Source organism: Adonisia turfae CCMR0081 (assembly GCF_011009555.1).
Taxonomy (GTDB): domain Bacteria; phylum Cyanobacteriota; class Cyanobacteriia; order Phormidesmidales; family Phormidesmidaceae; genus Leptothoe; species Leptothoe turfae.
Window position 1 is genome coordinate 573226 of record NZ_QXHD01000004.1, and the last position, 21660, is coordinate 594885.

A 21660-nucleotide genomic window follows, 5' to 3' on the forward strand; every position below is an offset into this window, starting at 1 on the left:
AACTAATAGGAACAACTCAAACCACGGAGAGACTTGACATCGGGGCATTTGAAGATGTCAGTGTGAATACCACCCAAGCGACACAAGTTTTCAGTGATGAAGTCTCAAACCAAGATGCATTTTCCGGTTCGACTTGGAGGGTCGATGGCTTAACCGCTGCTTCCATATTTGATATTAAAGCAACTGGATTCTTCGATTTAATTAATAACTCGAATCGATTCCCAACCAATGCGGCTGGTGTACTTACCCAACCCACACCCTACTTTGGTGGAACGTCAACTGGAGAAATCGTTGCAGCTTCTGGAGCAACCCTTGGGAACGGAGTTCCCTTTGGAGCTCTATTGCTGGGTAACCGAGACATTGGCTTTGTTCCAATATTTGCACCCACATCTGAAAATGGGTTTGGTAGTTCCGAGCCCCCGACAACACTTGCTACCCAGGTAACTTGGGGAGAGCTTTTCCCAGATTTAGCCACTCCATTTACAGGAGAACTAGAATGGCGCGTAAACGATACATCTCCTGGTGATAATCCCAATGCAGCAACGATGCTGGTTGAGGTGTCTATGCCCACTGAAACTTTAGTTTTAGATGACATCTGGGTTGTTGCTGATGACGATGGCACAGGACGCGGCTTTGTTAACGAGTGTGATGAAGAAAATAATATCTATCATGCGAACTTGGTAGAACCTAGTGAAATTCGAGGCACTAAGTTCCTTGATCTAGATGCAGACGGCGATCGAAATCTAGATCAACGGCAAGAACTAATCAATCTTTCTTCCAGAGCCTTTTATAACTCAAGCCTGGGGGATCTTTATCCAGGAGATCCAAACGATCCTTTAGCTACATATTTTCCTGGTCCCAATCGTTCAACAGACGATCCAACAGCTAGTTTTTTACAAGCTCCTGATTTGAGCGACATTTCTAATTTAGGCAATTGGCTAGATAATCCAGAGGCGACTATCGAAAACAGTGAATTCTGGGCAGAAGTTCAACCTGTTCCAGATACATGGAACGTCAATGACGAGACAGCCATTATTTATGAAATTGATGCTGGTGAAAGAAGCATCACCAACTTAATAGGTGATTTTGGTGTCGATAATGGCATTCATGTCTGGCTTGATGGTAACTACTTATTTGGTGCAATGAGAGGAGGACCTGCAGCACCTGGAGAATATCAGATTGGTCCAATCGATCTATCGCCTGGCAAGCATTATCTCCAAGTTTTACGTGAGGATCACGACGGTGATACAGGATACGAAGTTAGTATCACTGGGGATGACCTTGTTGAACCTGGTTTAGAAGACTGGGTTATCTACATTGACGCGAATGACAACGGGCAACGAGATACCAACGAACTCTTTACTGCGACCAATAAGGAAGGTAATTACGCATTTACAGGCTTAGAGTCTGGCACTTACATCATTAGAGAAGAAAATCAAACGGGCTATGTTCAAACTTCTCCTAATGATTTTAAGCACGTTGTCACTGTCGTAGATGGAGATATTATTCAAGGCATTGATTTTGGCGATTTCAAGGGAGTGATTCCCAACGCTGAGCCCGAATTCATTAGCACGCCAAGCACAATTGGCGCTGTCAATCAACTCTTCCGCTATGATGCTGATGCCCAAGATGCCAATAGAGACCTGCTTACTTACGATCTCTCATTAGCTCCAGAAGGTATGGGAGTTGATCCCACCAGAGGTATCGTCATTTGGAGAGTGATCTGAATTTTGTGTAAACGCTTGTTGACTTAAAGAGAAAATCGTTCTGGAAACAGAATAGCAAAATGAGACAAGGCAGCACGCCAATTTTTAATCGGTCGATTCCATTTTTTCGCAATATTATTCATCGCCAGATACATGAGCCTGCAAACAGCGGCTTCATCTGGAAAGACCGCCTTGGTCTTAATCACCTTACGCAAGGAGCGGTTGAGGGATTCGATAGCATTGGTGGTGTAAATCACTCGACGAATCTCCATCGGGTAGTCGAATATCGGAATGACATTTTCCCAGTGACGAATCCAGATCTGACTGATGGCTGGATATGCCTCGTCCCATTTATCACTAAAGGCATCAAGGGCTACTTCTGACTCCGCCAGGGTAGCAGCTTGGTAAATGGGTTTGAGGTCTTTAGCAACGGCCTTCCGGTCTTTCCAGGGGACATATTTCATACAGTTACGCATCAGGTGAACAATGCACAGCTGTACCTGAGTTTTGGGATACACTGTTTCAATGGCGTTAGGAAACCCCTTGAGCCCATCGCAACAGGCAATCAGAATATCGGTCAATCCCCTATTTTTAAGGTCCGTGAGGACTTTCAACCAGAATTTGGCTCCTTCAGTTTCGGCCTCACCGATCCATAGACCCAGAAGTTGTTTCTCACCCTCGCGGTCAATGCCCAGGACCACGTAGACCGCACGCTTGCTTACCCGGCCTGAGACCTTGATATTTACGTACAGGGCATCGAGATAGACAATCGGGTAAAGCGCGTCGAGCGGGCGAGACTGCCAGGCTTTGACATCTTCACTGACGGTATCGATGACCTCACTAATCACTGACGCTGATATCGTCGCGCCTCCGTACAATTCTTTGAGCTGGGCACTGATGTCTCGCGTGCTCATGCCCCGAGCATACAGGGCCAGTATCTTTTCATCGAGTCCCGCTAATCGACGCTGATGTTTGGGCACCAGTATCGGTTCAAAGCTGCTGTTGCGGTCACGAGGAATGGACAGTTCCAGTTCTCCGTCCTCCGATTGCACCGTTTTCTTCGAGCTGCCGTTGCGACTATTTTTTGGCTGCTCATCGGCTGGACTCGATTCAAGATGGTGATTGAGTTCTCCCGCTAATGCTCGTTCCACTAGGCGCTTTTTGATTTGCTTTATCAAGCCAGACTCGCCCAAGATATCCTCAGGGCTAGCACAATCTTCCAGTAGTTCGTCTAGTAATTCATCAACGCGATTCGGTTCTTTTTTCTTGCGGGCCATGGGGCGATCTCCTGATGTACATGGATGATAGATCGCTTACACAAAATCCTGTACAGTCCCTCATTTGGGAACCCGCCATCGACCAAATTGGCATCCACGATGTAATACTTCGAGTCCAGGATGGCAACGGTGGCGTTGACTTGCAAGCTTTCCAGGTAACCGTCAGCAACAACAGCGCTCCAGTCATCACCTCTCACCCCCTTGGTCCCACCATCGCTAATACCCTATATCAATACGATGTGGATGCTGAAGATGCGGATGGCGATACTCTCACCTACAGTCTGCTGGCCAATCCCGATGGTACCACTATTGACGAAACCTCGGGATTGCTTAGCTGGACGCCCAACGATAACAATTTTGGCGACAACTTTATTCGTATTCAAGTGACCGATGGACAAGGCGGCATCGACACCCAGTCCTTCACCCTGCCCGTAATTGCCTCTGCTGCAGTAAACAATTCGCCAAGTATCGCCAATGCGCCACGGGAGTTCATAAGCTTGGGCAATGACTTTGCTTTCCAAATTGAAGCCACTGACCCCGATAACGATCCACTAACCTATCGCCTTACGGAAGCGCCTGAGGGCATGATCATTGACGAGAATGGACTCATAACCTGGCCAGCAACAGCTACCCAACTGGGAGACTACAGCTTCACCGTCGAAGTTGAAGACGGACGAGGACTTGGAGTTCGAGTCTCCTACGACCTCAGTGTGGTGAAGCAAACGGTCAACAATACCCCTGAAATTACCTCCACCCCAAGTTTTGTAGCCACCATCGGCGACCAGTATCTCTACGAACCCGAGGCCACTGACTCCGACAACGACCCCATTGTGTGGGCACTGGTCTCCGGCCCCGCAGGGTTAACGCTAAACGAAACCTCCAGACGGGTAAGCTGGACGCCCACTACCGATCAGTTTGGTTTCCACGAAGTAATTATCGAAGCCATTGATGCCCAGGGTGCTGCCTTCCGTCAGGGCTTTGGCATCAATGTCAACTCCACCAATACACCACCTACAATCACCTCAGCCCCACCTACCCTAGCCTTTAGCGATACGCCCTATACTTATACCATTGAGGCCAGCGACTCCAACAGCGATGCTCTGACCTATAGCCTTAATGTTGCCCCCGATAGTATGACCATTGATGAGAGCAGCGGACTGATCGAATGGACACCGACCGCTGCTCAGCTGGGTACCCAGACAGTTACGGTTAGCGTGGCTGATGGTCGTGGTGGCTTTGCCGAACAGACTTATACCATTGAGGTGGCCAGTGATGTTCCTAATCAGCCACCAAAGTTCACCTCTCTGCCCAGCTTTGAGGCAATAGTGAACCAAGCCTACTTTTATCAACTCGAAGCGACAGACCCGGAAAACCTTAACATCCGCTATGAGCTATTGGCAGGGCCAGATGGAATGCTCTTGAACGAAACCACCGGAGTGCTAACGTGGGTACCGACACCGAAGCAGGTAGGCCCCCACGTTGTGAAGGTGGCAGCTTTTGACTCACTTAATCTGGGAGCATCTCAAACCTTTAATATCAAGGTCAGTGAGAGTAATTTCCCTCCTGTATTAACAACACTTCTGATACCAAGATTCTGATTCGTGAAACCTACGCCTTGATCTGAATATGACTGACTCGAATAGGGATGTAGTGCCCTATGGGTAAAGGTAAGTAGCGACCGACGGCATGGAGCAGGGAATAACCCAGGACTGAATTGCAGCCAGGATTGCTCCAGAACAAATTGCCTTAGCTTTTTTAGCTGACCCTCAACTTTAGCTGACCCTCAACCAGTGACACAAGAGTCTTAAGCCATCCGCTCGGAATTCAAGTGTATGATAGTGGTAGAACGTCATCAAGTGCATAAAACCTTTGTTTCAAAAGGATTTCAGGTTTCTAAAAATTTACTGGCCTAAATTTGGACTATTCGGTCTGACGCCACAAATCTTCTTGATCGGCATAGGCATTTTTGCTGTGGGTAACCAAGCACCATCTTCACCATGAGTAGCAATTCCGTAGGCTAAATTTGCCGCTACAGCTTCTTCCACTCCAGCTATAAAAGTGGAATTGGGAGTATCTATAAAATTCACCTAAAACGACGAGCACAACACTATTAGTTGCGGAGAGAGTCAGCTCTGTTAAGCCGATAATGTGTGTTGCTTGAGAATACGATCGCACCACTCCTGAGAAAGTCGTGCCACCTCCTGCCGTTTTTGCTCATCCCCCCACCAATCCGAGCAATTTGATTTCCACCGACTCAGTAACCGTTGCAGGTCAGCCAACTCAACAGCCTGGTCCAGGCTAGTCTCTAAATCAATACCTGGCACTATCCACTCAATAAAAAACTGACTTTCCCTAATAAGGTGTTCAACAACTGATTCACCTGTAACGCTGTCAGCAAAAAACTGAATGCGAGTTAAATTCAACGCAAGACTTTCCAACTGAGCTGTTTGGTCAGCCTGAAGGAATCGTTTTTTGAGAATGTCCCAATTCACTCCCATTGAATTTCAACTCCTTCTAGAAAAGACCTGATAATTTTCTCTATCTTTTGACGTAACTCAAGATCTTGAATTTGCATCGAACGATTGTTTGCACTCGGGCGAATATTAATGATCGATTCAAAGCCCACAGACTGATTAGTGGGATACCAGTCCGCCCCCCAAACATTTTTCTGCTCGCTACCATCATCCAGCAAAACCAGCTCACAATCAGCGTGCAATTCCCCGCCCCCCGCTAAAACTTCACGCTCAACGTCCACCGCCATCTTAATGTAAATTCCCAGAGCCTTTAACATTTGGTCAACCTGCTCAGGGGTAGCACGGCCTCTAACGATCACAATCATGGTTCATCTATTCGTGCTTGGCATCCTCTAATCTATGTATCGTCAGTTTTAGCCCAAGTAGTATTGAGCGATACGATGACATCTCCATGGCAAAAACGCAGAGTACCATAGCCCTATCTAAATACCGTATTTCAAGGATGAGTCTGTCGTACAGCTCGTCGCTAGATCAGCATGACATCCGCAAGTTCTGTGGGAGTACGGTCAAAATGTTAAGTTGTCTAGCATAGTATCAGCATTATTAAGCATGAACGTTAAGCTATGGGCAAATGAGCGTTGCCATCGAATCAGCCCATGCCCCGCAAACCCAGCAATGATGATCCAGATAAGCCCACTAAGTCACGGGTGCGCTTTATTTTTGAGCCGGATCGTAGTTCTCCTAATGGTGTCACTTATAGCTGGCTGATTCATCGTACCTACAAAGGCAAAGAAAAGGCGGCCACTGCGGCTCGTGCCTTCTGGTTACCCTTTGCTTACAAGGATACTGGGAAGCATTCGGAGGCAGAGTTAAAAGACTTGGCCCGTCAGTCTATTATTCGGATGGAAGAGCAAATTCAGCATTTGCGGGAAACGTTTGGAATTGAACCCCCTCCAAGTGAATCTGATCAGCCTGAATTTCCGGCAATTAGCCCTATGGCAGTACCAACAGGAGAGATTTCTCTGTTGGCTCAAGATGATCTACTCAACGACTTTTCGGATGTGTTGTAGGGAGTGATCATGGCAAAGTCTCCTAACGCTGATAAAGAAACGACTTCAGAAGAGGCCCCATTGCTGCCTCGGGAGCCTGATACGGAAAAGGGACAACAGGCACGAGAACAGTATTTAGTTCTAGCAAAGGCGGCTCTACGAGTAAACTTTGAAGATTATCAAACCTTATTTCAGGCTTACGCGAGTGAGGAGCCTGAGGAGCAACAAACTGCTCAACAGTTGGATCGCACGGTTGCTCAAGTGGCGTTACAAGCGGGACATTCTCCCCGGCAGGTGATTCAGTTTGTTGCTCAGGGACCCTATGTACAGTGTGAGACGAAGGCGCAATCGCCAGAAGAGAAGAAGGCGGCTCTGCCCAAGCTACTGCACTATGCTAAGACGCAGGTGGATACGGCTCAAAAGCAGCGGTATACGGAATATGCGAATGCGGTGACTGGTAAGATTCAGAGCTACGCTGATCTGTATCGGGAGCATGTGAGTAGTGACCTGGCGGCGATTCAGTTAGACCAACAGGTGGTGGCTGCTGCATTGAGGGCTGGGGAGTCGGCAGAGGCGGTGACGCATTTGTTGTATCAGGGACCCTACGCTCAGTTTCAGCAGGGGGTTAAGGGGATGGATGCTGGGTCGTTGGATCAGTATGCGAAGGGTACTGTGGCTCAGGTGCAGTCGATTCAGTCGTTGCAGATATCCGGACATAGTGGTGGAAGGCGTAAGCGATCGCAAAACCTAGATCGTTAAAACTGGAATTAAGTGCTATCCGTGACAACCGAAAATCCTGAACGTTTTTTTAATAAGCTTTATAAGCAGCAGGCCCTTAGCAACCTCTCACACAGAGCATACCTACAAAGCATCACAATTAAGCTTACGCCTTCTTAAACCACGCTATCCTGACAAAAACTGCTTAACTCCAGCATATCTGAGTGCTCTACCGGTTACTATGCCTAGACGTAACGATGGTCCCAAGGCCTATGAGAAGGCCCGACGCCTCTTGGAGGTGATGTTGGCCTATGTTAATGATGAAATCGAGGATTGCGAACATATCCGTCCCCATATTGAAATCCACTGGAAAACGGATAAATGCTTAGTTATCAAAACTAAGACCAGATACTTGGAAGCACTAACCAGTTTAGAAAGTTCAGGGCCAGCGCTTAAGCGAAGCGATGTCAGTGAAGCTATTAATCGGCTTAAGGATCATGTTGGTATTCTGGATGACTATCGTACCGTTACCAAAGGGTCTGAACTGCGGCACTTTGCCTTAAACCTCTGGTACGGCAAATCGCAATTCATGAAAAGCGATAATCTCCAGAGAATCCATGAGGTATGGGAGGCAAACCGTTCTAAGAAATCGAAGGAAGTAGGAGGTGATATTACTCCAGTTAATTTAGTCGAGTCGGCTTCGCTAATAGAGACTGTAAAAGATAATAGACCTTGGCAAGGCGCATCCAATAAACATAGCTGGGGCGAGGCTCCTGATGTCTCAAAGTTTTATGGACGTCAAGCTGAGTTAGCAACGTTGCAGACTTGGATTGTAGATGATGGCTGTCGTTTGATTACCGTATTAGGTATGGGGGGTATGGGTAAAAGTGCCCTCTCAGTTAAGTTGGCTCAGCAATTAGAATCTGAGTTTGAAAAAATCATTTGGCGATCACTATGGAACGCACCACCTTTACAAACGCTATTACAAGATTTGTTGCTAATTCTATCAGGGCAACAAGTAGTTGATATTAATCAGAGTGTTGATGCTGGTATTGTTGCTGTCCTAAAAGAGTTACGAAACTGTCGTTGTTTAGTCATACTCGATAATTTTGAATCTTTATTGCAAGCAGAGCGTATGCAAGGATCTTATTGTCCAGGATATGAAGATTATGGTCATTTATTGCAAAGTTTGGCGGACAGTCCACATAAAAGCTGTCTACTACTAACAAGTCGAGAAAAGCCTATTGGCCTAAGTGCTAAAGAAGGGTTACAAGAACCTGTTCGAGCTTTTCAATTAACAGGACTGCAAGTTGTTACTGCAAACTCGATTTTACAAGATCAACAACTAGATACAACAATAGGTAGACAGCTTGTTGACCAATATAATGGTAATCCGTTGGCTCTTAAAATTGCGATCGCAACTATTCAATCTCTTTTTGACGGAAATGTTACTGCGTTTTTAGCAGCTGAAACCGTTGTCTTTGGTGATATCGCCGATTTGCTTGCCCAACAAATTAAGCGTCTCTCCTTTTTGGAACGACAAATTATGGAATGGTTAGCGATCTGTCGAGAACCAGTTTCTATTGCCGTATTAAGCTCTAAACTCATACCCACAGTCAAGTCTCAAGCATTACTAGATGCTCTCACTGCATTACAACGGCGCTCACTAATTGAGCGTGACTCACAAAGCCAGGGGTTCACACAGCAGCCTGTGGTTATGGAATATATGACTGAACAAATAATTGATCAATGTTGTGAACTGATTTGGGAAAATACAGTTGAACTGCCAGGACTGCTAAGTACTTTGGCTTTAATGGAGGCAGATGCAAAGGACTATATTCGACAAACTCAGCAGCGTGTTATTGTTGCACTGATTGCTCGACAGTTAAAAGACCGGTTGGGTAGTGGCAAGGTTTTGCGGACAAGATGCGAGCACATCCTCCAACAGCTCCATGAAGATTCTCGGCCAGGCTATGCAGCAGGAAATCTGATTAATCTTATGCAGGCACTGCAATTAGACCTGAGTGGCTATGACTTTTCAGGTCTTTGTGTTTGGCAGGTATATCTTTCAGACTTGGCATTACCGGAGACTAACTTTAGTAAAGCAGATCTGAGTCGTTCTGTGTTTACCCAAACCCTGGGGGGCTTTCTAGCAGTGGCCTATCATCCTGGAGGGCAACAGCTGGCTACAGCCATCAGCAATGAGGTGGTGGTTTGGGATATTGGTCAGGGTAAGCAACTGCTTGCTGGGCAAGGGCATACGGCTTGGGTGATGTGTGTGGCCTATAGTCTTGATGGCAAGCTGATTGCTACTGGTAGTCGAGATGAAACTATCCGGTTGTGGGATGCTGAGACGGGTCAGTGTATGAAGACATTACCTTGTCCGGGTAGCTGGGTACAGACTGTAGTATTTAGCCCTGATGGTCAATACCTGGTTAGTGGTGGAAGTGATGGTGCTATACGAGTGTGGGAGGTAGCAACATCTTGTTGCCAGTGGATATGGGAGGGGCATTGCGATCGCATCCTGGCCCTAAAGTTTTCTGCTGATGGCCAAACGCTGGTCAGCAGTAGTATGGATCAGGCTACACGGGTATGGGATTTTGCTAGCGGAGATTGTCTACATACTTGGGAAATTTCGATTAACTGGACTTTGGCAATGGATTTGAGTTCAGACGGCAGCACCCTTGTCACGGGTAGTGATGGTAATCTGGTCAAGCTATGGGATTTAGCCACTGGCAAGTGTCGGTTCACGTTGCCTGATTATCGGAGTTATGTTTGGTCGGTGGCATTTGCCCAAGATGGGCAGACATTTCTCACGTCTAGTGATGATAAAACGATTAAACTATGGGATTTGGCGACTGGAGATTGCTTACAAACTTGGTTGGGCCACAGTCATTTTGTCTGGTTGACTCGCTTTAGCCCGGATGGGCAATCGGTGGTGAGTGCTAGTAATGATCAGACGGTTAAGGTTTGGGATGTGACTTCTGGGCAGTGCCTGCAAACACTAATAACTTACAGCAATTGGCTACAGTCGGTCGCCTTTAGCCCGGATGGTGAGTATTTAGTCAGTGGTGGAGAGGATCAGCAGGTGCGACTCTGGCAGACTGTGACTGGTGACTGTATCCGCAGGTTATCGGGACATACCAACCAAGTATCTTCCGTAGTGTTTAGTTCAGATGGTCGTTACATTGCTAGTGGCAGCGATGATGCAACGATTCGTTTGTGGAATGCTACGTCGGGAGAGTATCTACGCACATTGCGAGGGCATACAGACGGTGTTCAGTCTGTGGTGTTTAGCTCTGTCGGTAACATTCTAGCCAGCGGCAGCTATGACAAAACTGTAAGGCTTTGGGATGTTACTTCTGGGGAATGTTTACAGATTTTAGCAGGTCATTTGCAGCGGATAAAAGCGGTGGCGTTTTCAATTGATGGGGCGATGGTTGCTAGTGGCAGTGATGACCATACGCTAAAGCTATGGGCGGTGGGCTCTGGTGCTTGTTTACATACTCTAGAAGGGCATGGGGATTGGGTTTTGGCGGTGGCATTTCATCCGCAACAGTCCTGGGTTGCTAGTGGTAGTGGTGACCATACGATTAAAATTTGGGATATAGTCACTGGGGAATGTTTGCAGACATTGGAGAAGGATAGTCAGCGGGTTAGATCTGTGGCATTTAGTTTGGACGGTCGATATCTGGCTAGCTGTGGTGATGATGCTACAGTATATCTTTGGGATGTGGAAACGGGTGAATGTCAGCGGAGTTTGACTGAGCATAGTAGTGCTGTTTGGTCGGTTGAGTTTAGTCCAGATGGGCGATATTTGGTTAGCTGTAGTGAGGATGAGACGATTCGGTTATGGGACCTGAAAACTGGGATTTGCACTAAGGTATTGAGGCCGCAAAGACCCTATGAGAATATGAATATTACTAATGTAGTGGGGTTAACTGTTGCTCAGCGTAATACATTAAAGGCGTTGGGTGCAGTGGAAAATGCTTCTAGATAATTGATGGATGAAATAGATGATGAGTGATCCGAAGGAACAGAAATCAGACGAGAAGATTACAGATGATCAGGTTACTTCTGAAACAGAGGCTGAGATTTCAGAGGCTGCGGATAATCCAGTTGCTGAAGTGAGCAATGAGGCTATAGATGAGTCTGCACCTGAAGAACCATTACAGGATGACTTTACTGATCGAAACCCAAACTGGACTGAGAAAGACCTTCCAACTCAAGATGCCTGATTGTTGTTGTCCCAAACTCTCTTTTTACAGGTTTTCCTAGCTACTAAAGCAATTTCGAGCATATCAGGTTCTTGCTCAAATACTGTTTTAGGAGTATGAAGCATGGGGTGATACCGCATTCGATCACAGGCTACTGCCAACCAACTCTGTAGAGAGCCAGGCAATAAATTTATGGTTTTATCAATACTGCCACCAAGAATATATTGACCATCAGAACTAAAGGCTATGGTCCTGATAATATCCGAGCCGTGAAAAACATTACCAACGGCTCTACCTTGTAGGTCCCATAGTCGCACAGTTTTATCTACACCACTACTGACAATATGCTGACCATTTGGGCTAAAAGCTACTTTTAATACTTGTCCCACATGTCCCCGAAAAGGATTACCAATAGGGTTACCTTGTAGGTCCCATAAGCGTAATGTTGAATCAGCACTCCCACTGATAATGTATTTTCCATTAGGACTAAAAGCAACAGAAAACACAACACTAGTATGACCTTGGAAGGGAATGCTGATGGAATTGTCCTGTAAGTCCCATAATCGTAAGGTTTTATCTCTAATCCCACTTCCACTGACAATGTATTTTCCATTAGGACTAAAAGCGACAGATTCAACAGTATCAGTATGACCTTGGAAAGGCTCACGCACGGCATTACCTTGCAAATCCCATAAGTGCACAGTTTTATCAAAACTTCCACCGACAATGTATTGCCCATCAGGGCTAAATGCTAAAGACCTAATCTTGCTAGTATGGCCTCGGAAGGGCTCACTCATAGCATTACCCTTCAAATCCCATAAGCGCACAGTTTTATCAAAACTTCCACCGACAATGTATTGCCCATCAGGGCTAAATGCCACAGAAATAATTGGAGATTCCCTGTCTTGAAAGAGTTCTCCAATAAGATTACCCTGTAAGTCCCATAGATGAGCATTTCTAGTAGCTAGAATCTGACCATCAGGGCTAAATGCCATAGGAGCTTGTGGGAGAAGAGCAGTGGCATGAGTTGGTAAATCCCATAAACGCACAGTATTGTCTCCATTGTTAGTACCATCCCCACTACCACTAACAATTTGTTGTCCATCAGGGCTAAAAGCTACAGAATAAACACCAGAGGTATGACCTTGCAATGGGTTGCCGATCAGATTTCCAGTTAAATCCCATAGCCGAATTGTTCCGTCTGTACTGCCACTAGCAATAAACTGGCCATTAGGGCTAAAAGCTATAGAGGAAACATTAAAAATATGCCCTTGGAAAGGATTACCTATGGGATCACCCTGTAAGTTCCATAATCGTATAGTGGTGTCCCCTTTATTACCTCCATTACCGCTGCCACTGGCAATAATTCGACCATAAGGGCTGAAGGCCACCGACCAAATCGCGGAAGTATGCCCTCGTAATGTACGTAGACGCTCTCCTGATGCTACATCCCACAATCGTATAGTCTTATCCCTACTGCCACTGGCAATATACTGACTATCGGGACTGAAAACTACCGAATAAACATCAGACTCATGGCCTTGAAGGGGCTTAACAACAGGATTACCCTGTAAATCCCATAGCCGTACAGTCTTATCCCTACTGCCACTAGCAATGTACTGGCTATCAGGGCTAAATGCTATAGATTCGACACGACCAGTGTGCCCTTGCAAGGGCTTGCCAATGGGATTTCCTTTCAAATCCCATAGCTGTATTCCATATGTACCACCACCACTAGCGATGTACTTACCATCAGGACTGAATGCTATGGCATAAGCACTAGATTCTGTTTGAAAGGGTTGACCAATAAGATTACCTTGCAAATCCCATAGCCGTAAAGTTTTATCCTCGCTGCCACTGACAATATATTTACCATCAGGACTAAAGGTTACGGAGTGAACTCTGTCAGTATGACCGAACAAGACATTTCTCTCCCTCATTCTTTGAACAGCGCTCAACAAACTAGACTGCGCTAAGCTCAAAACCGGTTCACCTACAGCCTCACTTTGATCAAACGTCTGAAGTGCCAGTAACATTGCTTTTGGTGCATCCAGTGTAGGTAGCCAGTTTAAGACTCTTGCAGCCTGTTCTCGTAACTGAGCCACAGTTGCTTGATACTCAGCGTCTTTCTGGCGTTGAATTGCCAAATCCTTCTGTACATCGGCAACCCTTCGCTGTTCTGCTTCAGCTTTACGTGCTTCTTCTGTTTCTCTCCTGCGAGTTTCTGCGATGATTGCATTATCTTGAGCTATTTTGGTCTGCTCATTTGCCCTCTTTTCGTTCGCCTTAGCAGTCTCTGCGTTATGCTTAGCGATCCAGGTCTGAATAAGTGCATCTGTCTGATTGATAGTAGCTTCCCAAGCATTTATATCGGATTCAGTTGCTTTAAATTCAGCATCCAATGCATTCTTATCTGCTTTAAGTCGTTCAGCATTAGCAAATAACCCCAAACTACTAACCACAGCTATAAATGTTATGACGCTGCCTAAACGGATTAATTGGTTAGTTCGTTTTGTTTGTAAACTTCGCCTAATAAACTCTGTTTCTATCCCATTCAACCATGTTTGTTCAAGCCTGAGCATAGGCTTGAACAAAGCCAGGCGAGGGTCAGCATTCCACAATGTCCCTTTTCTCTCCGACCATGCCTTGGCAGCGGGTGCAACCTGTCGCTGCAAAAATAAATTATTTTGTGCCTCATTTTTCCATCGCAATAGCTGGCTCCATCCCTGTACCAAAGCATCATGGGCTGGTTCCACATAGGGTTCTCCACCTGGGTCTTGTCCCTCCACTACCAGTCTTGCTGCCGTTAACCGTCGAATGACTTCCCCAATGCGATCATTCTCCGCTTCGCTGGAATACACTAACTCGGATCGCGACACTCGCCTCCGCGCCAACTCTCCTCCTTCAATCGCCACCATTCGCAACATCACTCGCTTCATGGTGTGCTCATAGGCTGGGTCTTGTTGCATCAAAGCCTCATATTCTTGGGTTGCCCGTTGGGTTAACGAGCCCGCCACCCCTCCCAAGGCTTCATAGTCAGCCTGGGTCATGGCCCGATTGCCATCCTCCCGCTGTAAATATCTCAAATACAGCTCACTCAAGGTAAATGACAGCAGTGGCAACGCCCCTGGCATCTGCACCACTTCGTTGATCAGTTGCTCCACTAAGCCATAGGGTTCAAACACCATCACCCGTTCAGCCGCAGGAGCTTCGATAGCTTGGCGCAGCTCGTCCTGGGTCATGGGCTTCACCAAAAAGCGGCTCTGCATCCATATCTCCTTTAGAGGCGATTGCACAAACTGTGGTTCAAAGTCAGACCGTAATGTCAGCACTATTCGTCCTCGGTCTTTCGCCAGCCTGATCGCTTTTTTGATCAATTCTAAAAATTGTTGCCGCTCGTGTTCATTACGGCACTGGGTCACCAATTCCTCAAATTGATCAATCACCAGTAATAGATACTTATGGGGATGACGTTTGCCCCAGTCCAACACTTGTCGGGTTAATGCCTTTGGTTCTTGAGCCAGCTCCACCGCCAATGCATCGATATTTTCTGTGTCAGTGATTTGGTCAGGGTTCAATGCCAAAATGGCACGAGCCAAAGATCTTAATGGGGAATCCCCTGGCCTTACTGGTGACAGAATCTGCCAGTCTATATCATCAGACTCTCGCAAAGCGGGGATCAGTCCTGCCTTTACCAGGCTAGACTTGCCTGTGCCTGACGGACCAAGCACCACAGTCAAAGGATGCTCGCAGACAAATACTTGCAGATCTGTAATTAGCTGGTTACGACCAAAAAATAAATGGGCTTGATCTTCGTCAAAGGCGGCTAACCCTCGATAGGGATTATTTGCCGTATTCAGCTCAGGTGCAGGGGGCAGATTGAGTTCATGCCCTGGCACCAGGAAAATATATTCCCCTTTGTCGTGCTTGCGCAGAGGCCATAGCCCTGGGGTTTGCTGCTGATGCTCAATATCAAACTGCAGCTCGACACGATCCCTCAAATATAGATATAGCTCAGTAGCAGTAATCACCCCATCCCCATGGGGCTCACTATTACTAGCGATAGGAAAACAATCTGCAGCACCACCCAGAGCCTCAAAAAGGGCTTCTGCAAACGGGGAATGATGAGAGCTATGCCCCTGCCCGCGGTGGTCTTCTAAATTACTCTGTGAGACATCATGGGCAAGCTGATCATAAGCCGCAGAGGTAATCACCTGCCAGGCCGGATCTTGAACAAAACGATCAAAACGCTCTTTGTAGATAATCTCTGGATGAGTACTCACATCCCGCGTACTTGACCAGCGAAAAGCTCCTGAGAAGCAGCAGTCCAGAATAATAAGAGAATGACGACAAGATAAAGCTGTCAATGACTGATGCAAATCGTGCATAGGCAGGAATGATTCATGCTGCCCCAGCCTGGCATCCTGAGGGATCAAATATCCCGCCGGACCATCATCTCCATCCATCGCCAGACCATGACCCGCAAAGTAAAACAGCAGCCGGTCATTTTCTGTAATAGTTTTCGACAGTTCTTTGAGTAGATGTAGTATGGCTTCTTTGGTTGCCGCTTTATCCACCAAGAGGTCGACAGCATATCCATGCTCATACTTCAGCTGCTGAGCTAAAACGCGAGCATCATGGGTGGCAGTTTTAAGTTGGGAAATGCCATTGGCGTAATGATTAATACCAATGATGACTGCCAGGCTACGGGAAAACGCTGCTATTGGCATAGAAGACACCTGCCCAAAAAATCATGGGTGTTAATGATTTCAACTTTTCTAAGTACGTTTCCGGAAAGTCCGCTGATGATCCCATGAAATGAATAAAAGTTTACAGACTCGTACCTACTTTCAAGTTGATAAGGTCAATATAACTAAAGCAACTTCCCCTAGGTGACACCCTGACCCAGAAGGCTATAAAGCCTATCCAAGATAGGTTTTATGGTTTATTACAACATCTAACTATGGGGTATTTTCAACTTCTTGAGAAGAACGATCAGACTCTGTAGTATCTCCACATCTCCAACTAAAAAAGAATCCAAAGAAGGTCAAATTGCTAACATTCCTTGGATTATTCAAAGTTATACAGAGTTATCTTCAGGTTACGCCTTACAGTATCTCTTATAGCCTTTAACGACAATCTACGAGGTCCATCTGCTTTAGTTTTTCATCACTATCTAACGTAAACTGTTCAAGTTTATTACAAGCATCTTCTAATAAACCCTCAAGTTGTAAGTCTTTTGTCTCAAAGGCTTCGTCTGGGACTCTCCAAAGCTTGACAGTGGCATCGGCACTTGCTGAAACAAGTTTTTTACCATCTTTACTGAACTGGACACTAAAAACTTCTCCAACAAGATGGCCAGACAAAATGTCAACTAAAGCACCATCACGAGATCGCCACAGCCTAATAGTTCCATCGGCACTGCTTGACACAAGCTTTTGGCCTTTGGGACTGAAACTGACACTACCAACACCAGAATCATGACCTTTAAGCGTATTTAATAATGTCCCATCGGCAGTTCTCCATAGTTTGATATTTCCATCAGCAGTATCACCACTACTAGATGCAATCATTTGCCCATCAGGGCTAAAGCTTACACTATGAACATCGTTGTCTTCGCGAAAAGTTTTAACAAGTTTTCCATTACCAACATTCCAAAGCTTAACAGTATCGTCTAAGCTTGCTGATACTAAGCTTTTACTATCTGGGCTAAAATCCACATCCATAACTATATCCTGATGCCCAGTCAAAGTATTGATCAAGTCTCCATCAATAATATTCCAAAGATTAATGGTTGCATCATCGCTTGCAGAAGCCAATATTTTCCCATTTGGACTAAAGCGAAGGCTATTGACATCACTTTTATGTTTTTCAAGATTTTTAATTAATGTTCCATTATGGACATTCCAAAGTCTAATTGTTTTGTCTACACTAGCAGATGCTAAAGTCTTACCATCTGGGCTAAATCGGACATGAGTCACGTCCGATGCATGTCCAGTGAGAGTATTGATAAGTGAACCATCATTTGCGTCCCACAGCTTTATCGTTCCATCGCGACTGGCTGAAGCAACAATTTGGTTATCTGGGCTGAAAGTTGCGCTGTAAACTCCTGCTTCGTGACCGACTAGGGTTAAAAAATCACCATCATTACTTTTCCAAAGTCTAATGCTTCCGTCGTCACCTAAAGAAACAAGTGTTTGGCCATCCGAATTGAAATCAAGACTAAAAACACCTTTACTATGCCCTAGGGTATTTACTAAAGATGATTTAAATCCAGACTGACCATTCATTCTCCATAAGCTAATAGTATTATCCCAGCTAGCTGAGGCTAGAATCTTACCGTCTGGACTAAAGCTAATATCCCAAACACCAGCACTATGCCCTAGCAAAGTGTCAAAGTTTTCGCCACTTTTGATATCCCAAAGTTGAATAGTTTTATCGGCACTAGCTGAGGCCAAGGTTTGACCATCAGGGCTAAAACTGACAGCAGTCACCCAGTCTTCATGTCCTTCAAGAGTCTTAGTTACAGTATTTTCTGTTATATCCCAGAGTTTTACAGTGTTGTCTAGACTAGCTGAAGCTATTATTTGATTGTTGGGGCTAAAGCTCACACTATGAACATCGTTTTGATGACCTTCAAAGGTACTAATTAATGAGTAATTACTTGTATTCCAAAGCTTAACAGTATCATCAAAACTCCCAGACACTAGCATCTGTCCATCAGAACTAAAACTTATACTGACCACTGGTTCTGAATGAGCTTCAATTACATGGCTGAGAGAGCCATCATTTGTCTTCCAGAGTTTTATAGTGCCGTCATCATATCCTGAAGCAAACATCTGCCCATCCGGGCTAAACTTTACATAATTAACCCTGAGTTCAGAATCTTCAATTATTCTGATGACAGTTCCATTAATTGACCAAAGTGTAATGGTGCCATCATTATTACCTGAGACAAATATTTGACCATCTGGACTAAAGCTAACACTATTAGCAGGAACCTCAGGTAATATTCGATTTTGTTCCTGCATTGTAAATGTAATATCTTGTAATTGTTTAATAGTCTTTTTCTTAAGGTCTGACTGTACACGAGTTTTTAATAAATATTGGCCTGCTTGAATACTGCTGGCTAATGCTCCGTAATACTCATGAGACAGAAATTGATTCTGAGATGCTGAGTTAGAGGCTTCAATAATAGCAATTTGCTCTCTATGTCTAGCAGATTCTGAGCGCAACCATAAGAATAAAGCACTAGCCAAACCGGTTGCTAAGGTACCAATGATGAATCCAATGACTTGATTTCGTTTTTTGCGTTCCTTATTGGCTAAGAGCAAGCTTTCTTTAATAAAACTTCTTTCTGCTTTATTGATGTCTACATTTGACTGTGTTATCCAGTATTTTGCCTCTTCTAGTACACTACCTCTTAGAAGACTACTAATATCTTTCGCATTATTTTGCCACTCAAAGCGTCTGGCTTGCAGTCTCTGTCGCCAAAGTAAAAAGGCTGACTTCTCGATGTCGCTTCGAGATTGCTTTGCCCAAGCATGCAGCTTATCCCATCCTCGGATCAATGCATCATGCGCAGGTTCAATATAGGCATCCCCATCTAATTCTTGTCCCTCAACAATTAGACGCGCAGTTGTTAGTTGTTGAATAACAGCTGCCACTCGATTATTTTCTTCTGCTTCCTCATAAATCAACTCAGAACGCAAAACTCTCCTACGAACAAGTTCTCCTCCCTCAATGGCAACCATTCGCAGCATTACATTGGGCATTGTTTGCTCATAATCTGAATTTTGTTTTAGAAGACATTCATATTCTTGAGCCGCCCGCTGGGTTAATGCTCCAGCTACACCACCAATTGATTCATAGTCATCTTGAGTTAAGGCTCGATTGTCGTCATAACGTTGCAGATATTTCAAATATAGTTCACTTAACGTAAATGATAGTAAAGGTAGTGCTCCCGGCATTTGTACAACTTCATTGATCAGTTGGTCTACTAAGCTGGGAGGTTCAAAGTAAAGCACACGTTCTTGTGCCGGTCCTTCAATAGCCTGCCGCAACTCATCTTGAGTCATTGGAGTCATTAGAAAACGAGACTTCATCCAGACCGATTTAAGTGGTGAGTTTAAAAACTGAGGTTCGAAATCATTACGTAGGGTAATAACCACACGCCCACGATTACGTTCTATTGTTAAAGCGAATCGAATTAACGTAAGAAATTTCTCTCTTTCTTGATTGCTTTGGCAGAGAGTGATCAATTCTTCGAACTGGTCAATTACTAATAATAGTCTCTTGTTAGGATTCCGTTTTCCCCAGGCAGCTACAATATTTACTAACTTTTTAGGACATTGAGCTAACGTTTCACTTAATGTTTCTATACTAGTTACAACCGCATCTGCTTCAATAGTTAAATCTAAAACAGCTCTAGCCAATGCTCTTAAAGGAGAATTCCCAGGACGAACAGGTGGTAATACTTTCCAATCTTCATCAATATTTTCTCGTAGCTTAGGGATCAATCCAGCTTTTACTAAGCTGGATTTACCGGTTCCTGAAGCACCTAAGACAACCGTTAGCGGATTTTCTAATACAAATATTTCAAGTTTCTCAACTAGCTGCTGCCGTCCAAAAAATAAATAATTATGTTCTTCTTCAAAAGATTGTAAACCCCGATAGGGATTGTTATCTAGGTTAAGCTCTGGTGCATGAGTCAGATTTAACTGATGCCCTGGAACCAAAAAAATATATTCTCCACGGCCATGCTTCTTCAGAGGCCACAACCCTGGTGTTTGTCGTTTTACCTGATTCTTCTCAGTAGTAAGTTCTACACGATCTCGTAAGTAAAGATAAAGTTCTGTAGCTGTGATGACTCCATCTCCAGGCAGTTTACCATTCTGACCAGCAGGAAAGATATCAGCTTTTCCTTGCAAAGCTTCTAAAAAAGCCTCAGCAAACGGCGAATGTTGTCGTTGTTCATTGCTAAGATCTCGATTATTATTCAAGACATCTAGGGCAGCTTGATCATAACCAGCAGATGTTAAAACCTGCCAGGCTGGATCTTGAATAAAACGGTCATACCTTTCTTGATAAAGAATTTCTGGGTAAGACAAAATGTTTCGCAGGCTTGACCAGCGAAAAGCACCTGAAAAACAACAGTCGAGAATAGTGAGTAAATGACGACAGGGCAAAGCCGCCAAGGCATCATGCAGTAATTGCATTGGCAAGTATGTCTCGTGTAGACCTTGCTTAGCATCCTGTGGAATAAGATATCCAGCAGGGCCATCATCACTATTGACAGCAACACCATGACCAGCAAAGTAAAAGAGAACCCGGTCATCCGAACTTATCTCACTGGGCAATATTTCCTTGAGTAGACAAATCAATTTGTTTAGACTGGCCGCTTGATCAAGCAGTAGTCTTATCTCATACCCGTGATTCAACTTGAGATGCTGAGCCACCATCTCAGCATCGTTGACTGCTGTCTGTAAAGTAGATATGTTATTGGCGTATTGATTAATACCAATAATTACAGCCAAATTACGGGTAAAACTCTGGACTGCCATAATACTGAAGAAAAATGCTAAACACTCTTTGACGTGGATGATTTAGACCAAATCGAGAGTTTCCTTCTCGATTTGGTCCAATTGACACACTAGAGAATTGAAGGGACGCAGGATTTTAACTAGCTATTTCAAACACACTAGTTACTGAGAAATACCCTGAATACCCTCATTTAGGTGCTGGTTGTTATATGGATCTTCCTCAATTGGCAATGGTCTAGGGCCAACCGTAGGTCGAATGCCGGGACGGTCATTCGTACCAGGTCGAATTTGAAGCGTATTGTCTTGAATCTGTGGGTTCATAGAATCCTCATAAATTACAGAACCATTAATTCCAGTTGGCACTTCAATTGATGAAGGTGATTCTATTGTTGTTGAATTATTTAACTCTTCACTGGCAAGAACTTCATTACAACTCAACAGCAACGCTGGAATAATTGTTGTTGCTAGCACGATTTTTTTCATGGCAATGCTCCTTGAATTACGATACTTTGCACGAGCGAAAAACATATTTAGAACACTGATTAATGAGCTGAGGCAACTACATCAATTGCATTTGAATCGTTGCCTATAAACAATCTATGAGAGAAGTATTAGAGTGTAGTATTACTCAGGACGATAATCTGATTGGCACACAATTTTTCCCGATTAAAGTCATAT

Annotated in this window: 12 protein-coding genes; 6 read left to right on the forward strand and 6 right to left on the reverse strand. The window is 44.8% G+C overall.

All coding sequences use genetic code 11. The features are described 5' to 3' along the window. Window positions 1–1727 (forward strand): hypothetical protein (locus tag DXZ20_RS06730; RefSeq protein WP_250565653.1); only part of this gene is annotated, 1727 nt, incomplete at its 5' end. Window positions 1728–1750: 23 nt separating this feature from the next. Here DXZ20_RS06730 and DXZ20_RS06735 read toward each other — a convergent pair. Next, window positions 1751–2983 carry an IS256 family transposase gene (locus tag DXZ20_RS06735; RefSeq protein ID WP_163697192.1) on the reverse strand — a complete coding sequence of 411 codons (1233 nt, stop codon included), beginning with the start codon at window positions 2981–2983 and terminating at the stop codon, window positions 1751–1753. A 20-nt stretch (window positions 2984–3003) separates the two neighbouring features. Between DXZ20_RS06735 and DXZ20_RS06740 the strand changes: the two genes are divergently transcribed. Continuing rightward, complete coding sequence (locus tag DXZ20_RS06740) at window positions 3004–4581, forward strand: putative Ig domain-containing protein (protein ID WP_163697194.1); 1578 nt, start codon at window positions 3004–3006, stop codon at window positions 4579–4581. A gap of 537 nt (window positions 4582–5118) precedes the next feature. On the opposite strand, the gene DXZ20_RS06745 is transcribed toward DXZ20_RS06740, so the two are convergent. Together DXZ20_RS06745 and DXZ20_RS06750 are read right to left on the reverse strand one after the other, a co-directional pair. Continuing rightward, complete coding sequence (locus DXZ20_RS06745) at window positions 5119–5481, reverse strand: hypothetical protein (protein ID WP_163697196.1); 363 nt, start codon at window positions 5479–5481, stop codon at window positions 5119–5121. Next, window positions 5472–5822, reverse strand: a complete 351-nt coding sequence (locus DXZ20_RS06750; protein ID WP_006519075.1) for a DUF5674 family protein — start codon at window positions 5820–5822, stop codon at window positions 5472–5474. The genes DXZ20_RS06745 and DXZ20_RS06750 overlap by 10 nt, the downstream gene beginning before the upstream one ends. Before the next feature lie 291 nt (window positions 5823–6113). Between DXZ20_RS06750 and DXZ20_RS06755 the strand changes: the two genes are divergently transcribed. The 4 genes from DXZ20_RS06755 to DXZ20_RS06770 all read left to right on the forward strand — a co-directional run bounded on the left by DXZ20_RS06755 (window position 6114) and on the right by DXZ20_RS06770 (window position 11461). Further along, a complete protein-coding gene (locus DXZ20_RS06755) occupies window positions 6114–6527 on the forward strand; it encodes a hypothetical protein (protein WP_163697198.1) in 414 nt (137 codons plus the stop codon). Window positions 6528–6536: 9 nt separating this feature from the next. Beyond that, window positions 6537–7265 (forward strand): hypothetical protein, encoded by a 729-nt coding sequence (locus DXZ20_RS06760; RefSeq protein WP_163697200.1) that lies wholly within the window; start codon window positions 6537–6539, stop codon window positions 7263–7265. A 199-nt stretch (window positions 7266–7464) separates the two neighbouring features. After that, complete coding sequence (locus DXZ20_RS06765; RefSeq protein ID WP_163697201.1) at window positions 7465–11223, forward strand: WD40 domain-containing protein; 3759 nt, start codon at window positions 7465–7467, stop codon at window positions 11221–11223. Window positions 11224–11239: 16 nt separating this feature from the next. Further along, a complete protein-coding gene (locus DXZ20_RS06770; protein ID WP_163697203.1) occupies window positions 11240–11461 on the forward strand; it encodes a hypothetical protein in 222 nt (73 codons plus the stop codon). Here DXZ20_RS06770 and DXZ20_RS06775 read toward each other — a convergent pair. The 3 genes from DXZ20_RS06775 to DXZ20_RS06785 form a co-directional block, all read right to left on the reverse strand. After that, window positions 11449–16170: an nSTAND1 domain-containing NTPase gene (locus tag DXZ20_RS06775; RefSeq protein WP_163697206.1), complete on the reverse strand. Its 4722-nt coding sequence runs from the start codon at window positions 16168–16170 to the stop codon at window positions 11449–11451. The genes DXZ20_RS06770 and DXZ20_RS06775 overlap by 13 nt on opposite strands. Window positions 16171–16569: 399 nt before the next feature. Next, window positions 16570–21003 carry an nSTAND1 domain-containing NTPase gene (locus DXZ20_RS06780; RefSeq protein ID WP_163697208.1) on the reverse strand — a complete coding sequence of 1478 codons (4434 nt, stop codon included), beginning with the start codon at window positions 21001–21003 and terminating at the stop codon, window positions 16570–16572. A gap of 141 nt (window positions 21004–21144) precedes the next feature. Next, a complete protein-coding gene (locus DXZ20_RS06785; protein ID WP_163697210.1) occupies window positions 21145–21465 on the reverse strand; it encodes a hypothetical protein in 321 nt (106 codons plus the stop codon). Window positions 21466–21660 lie beyond the last annotated feature (195 nt).

Excerpts from the sequence above, each read along its gene's own strand:
- DXZ20_RS06735 (WP_163697192.1), bottom strand. The coding sequence starts at position 2,983 with ATGGCCCGCAAGAAAAAAGAACCGAATCGCGTTGATGAATTACTAGAC.
- DXZ20_RS06770 (WP_163697203.1), top strand. The coding sequence starts at position 11,240 with ATGATGAGTGATCCGAAGGAACAGAAATCAGACGAGAAGATTACAGAT.
- DXZ20_RS06775 (WP_163697206.1), bottom strand. The coding sequence starts at position 16,170 with ATGCCAATAGCAGCGTTTTCCCGTAGCCTGGCAGTCATCATTGGTATT.
- DXZ20_RS06755 (WP_163697198.1), top strand. The coding sequence starts at position 6,114 with ATGCCCCGCAAACCCAGCAATGATGATCCAGATAAGCCCACTAAGTCA.
- DXZ20_RS06750 (WP_006519075.1), bottom strand. The coding sequence starts at position 5,822 with ATGATTGTGATCGTTAGAGGCCGTGCTACCCCTGAGCAGGTTGACCAA.
- DXZ20_RS06760 (WP_163697200.1), top strand. The coding sequence starts at position 6,537 with ATGGCAAAGTCTCCTAACGCTGATAAAGAAACGACTTCAGAAGAGGCC.
- DXZ20_RS06780 (WP_163697208.1), bottom strand. The coding sequence starts at position 21,003 with ATGGCAGTCCAGAGTTTTACCCGTAATTTGGCTGTAATTATTGGTATT.
- DXZ20_RS06740 (WP_163697194.1), top strand. The coding sequence starts at position 3,004 with ATGGATGATAGATCGCTTACACAAAATCCTGTACAGTCCCTCATTTGG.
- DXZ20_RS06745 (WP_163697196.1), bottom strand. The coding sequence starts at position 5,481 with ATGGGAGTGAATTGGGACATTCTCAAAAAACGATTCCTTCAGGCTGAC.
- DXZ20_RS06765 (WP_163697201.1), top strand. The coding sequence starts at position 7,465 with ATGCCTAGACGTAACGATGGTCCCAAGGCCTATGAGAAGGCCCGACGC.
- DXZ20_RS06785 (WP_163697210.1), bottom strand. The coding sequence starts at position 21,465 with ATGAAAAAAATCGTGCTAGCAACAACAATTATTCCAGCGTTGCTGTTG.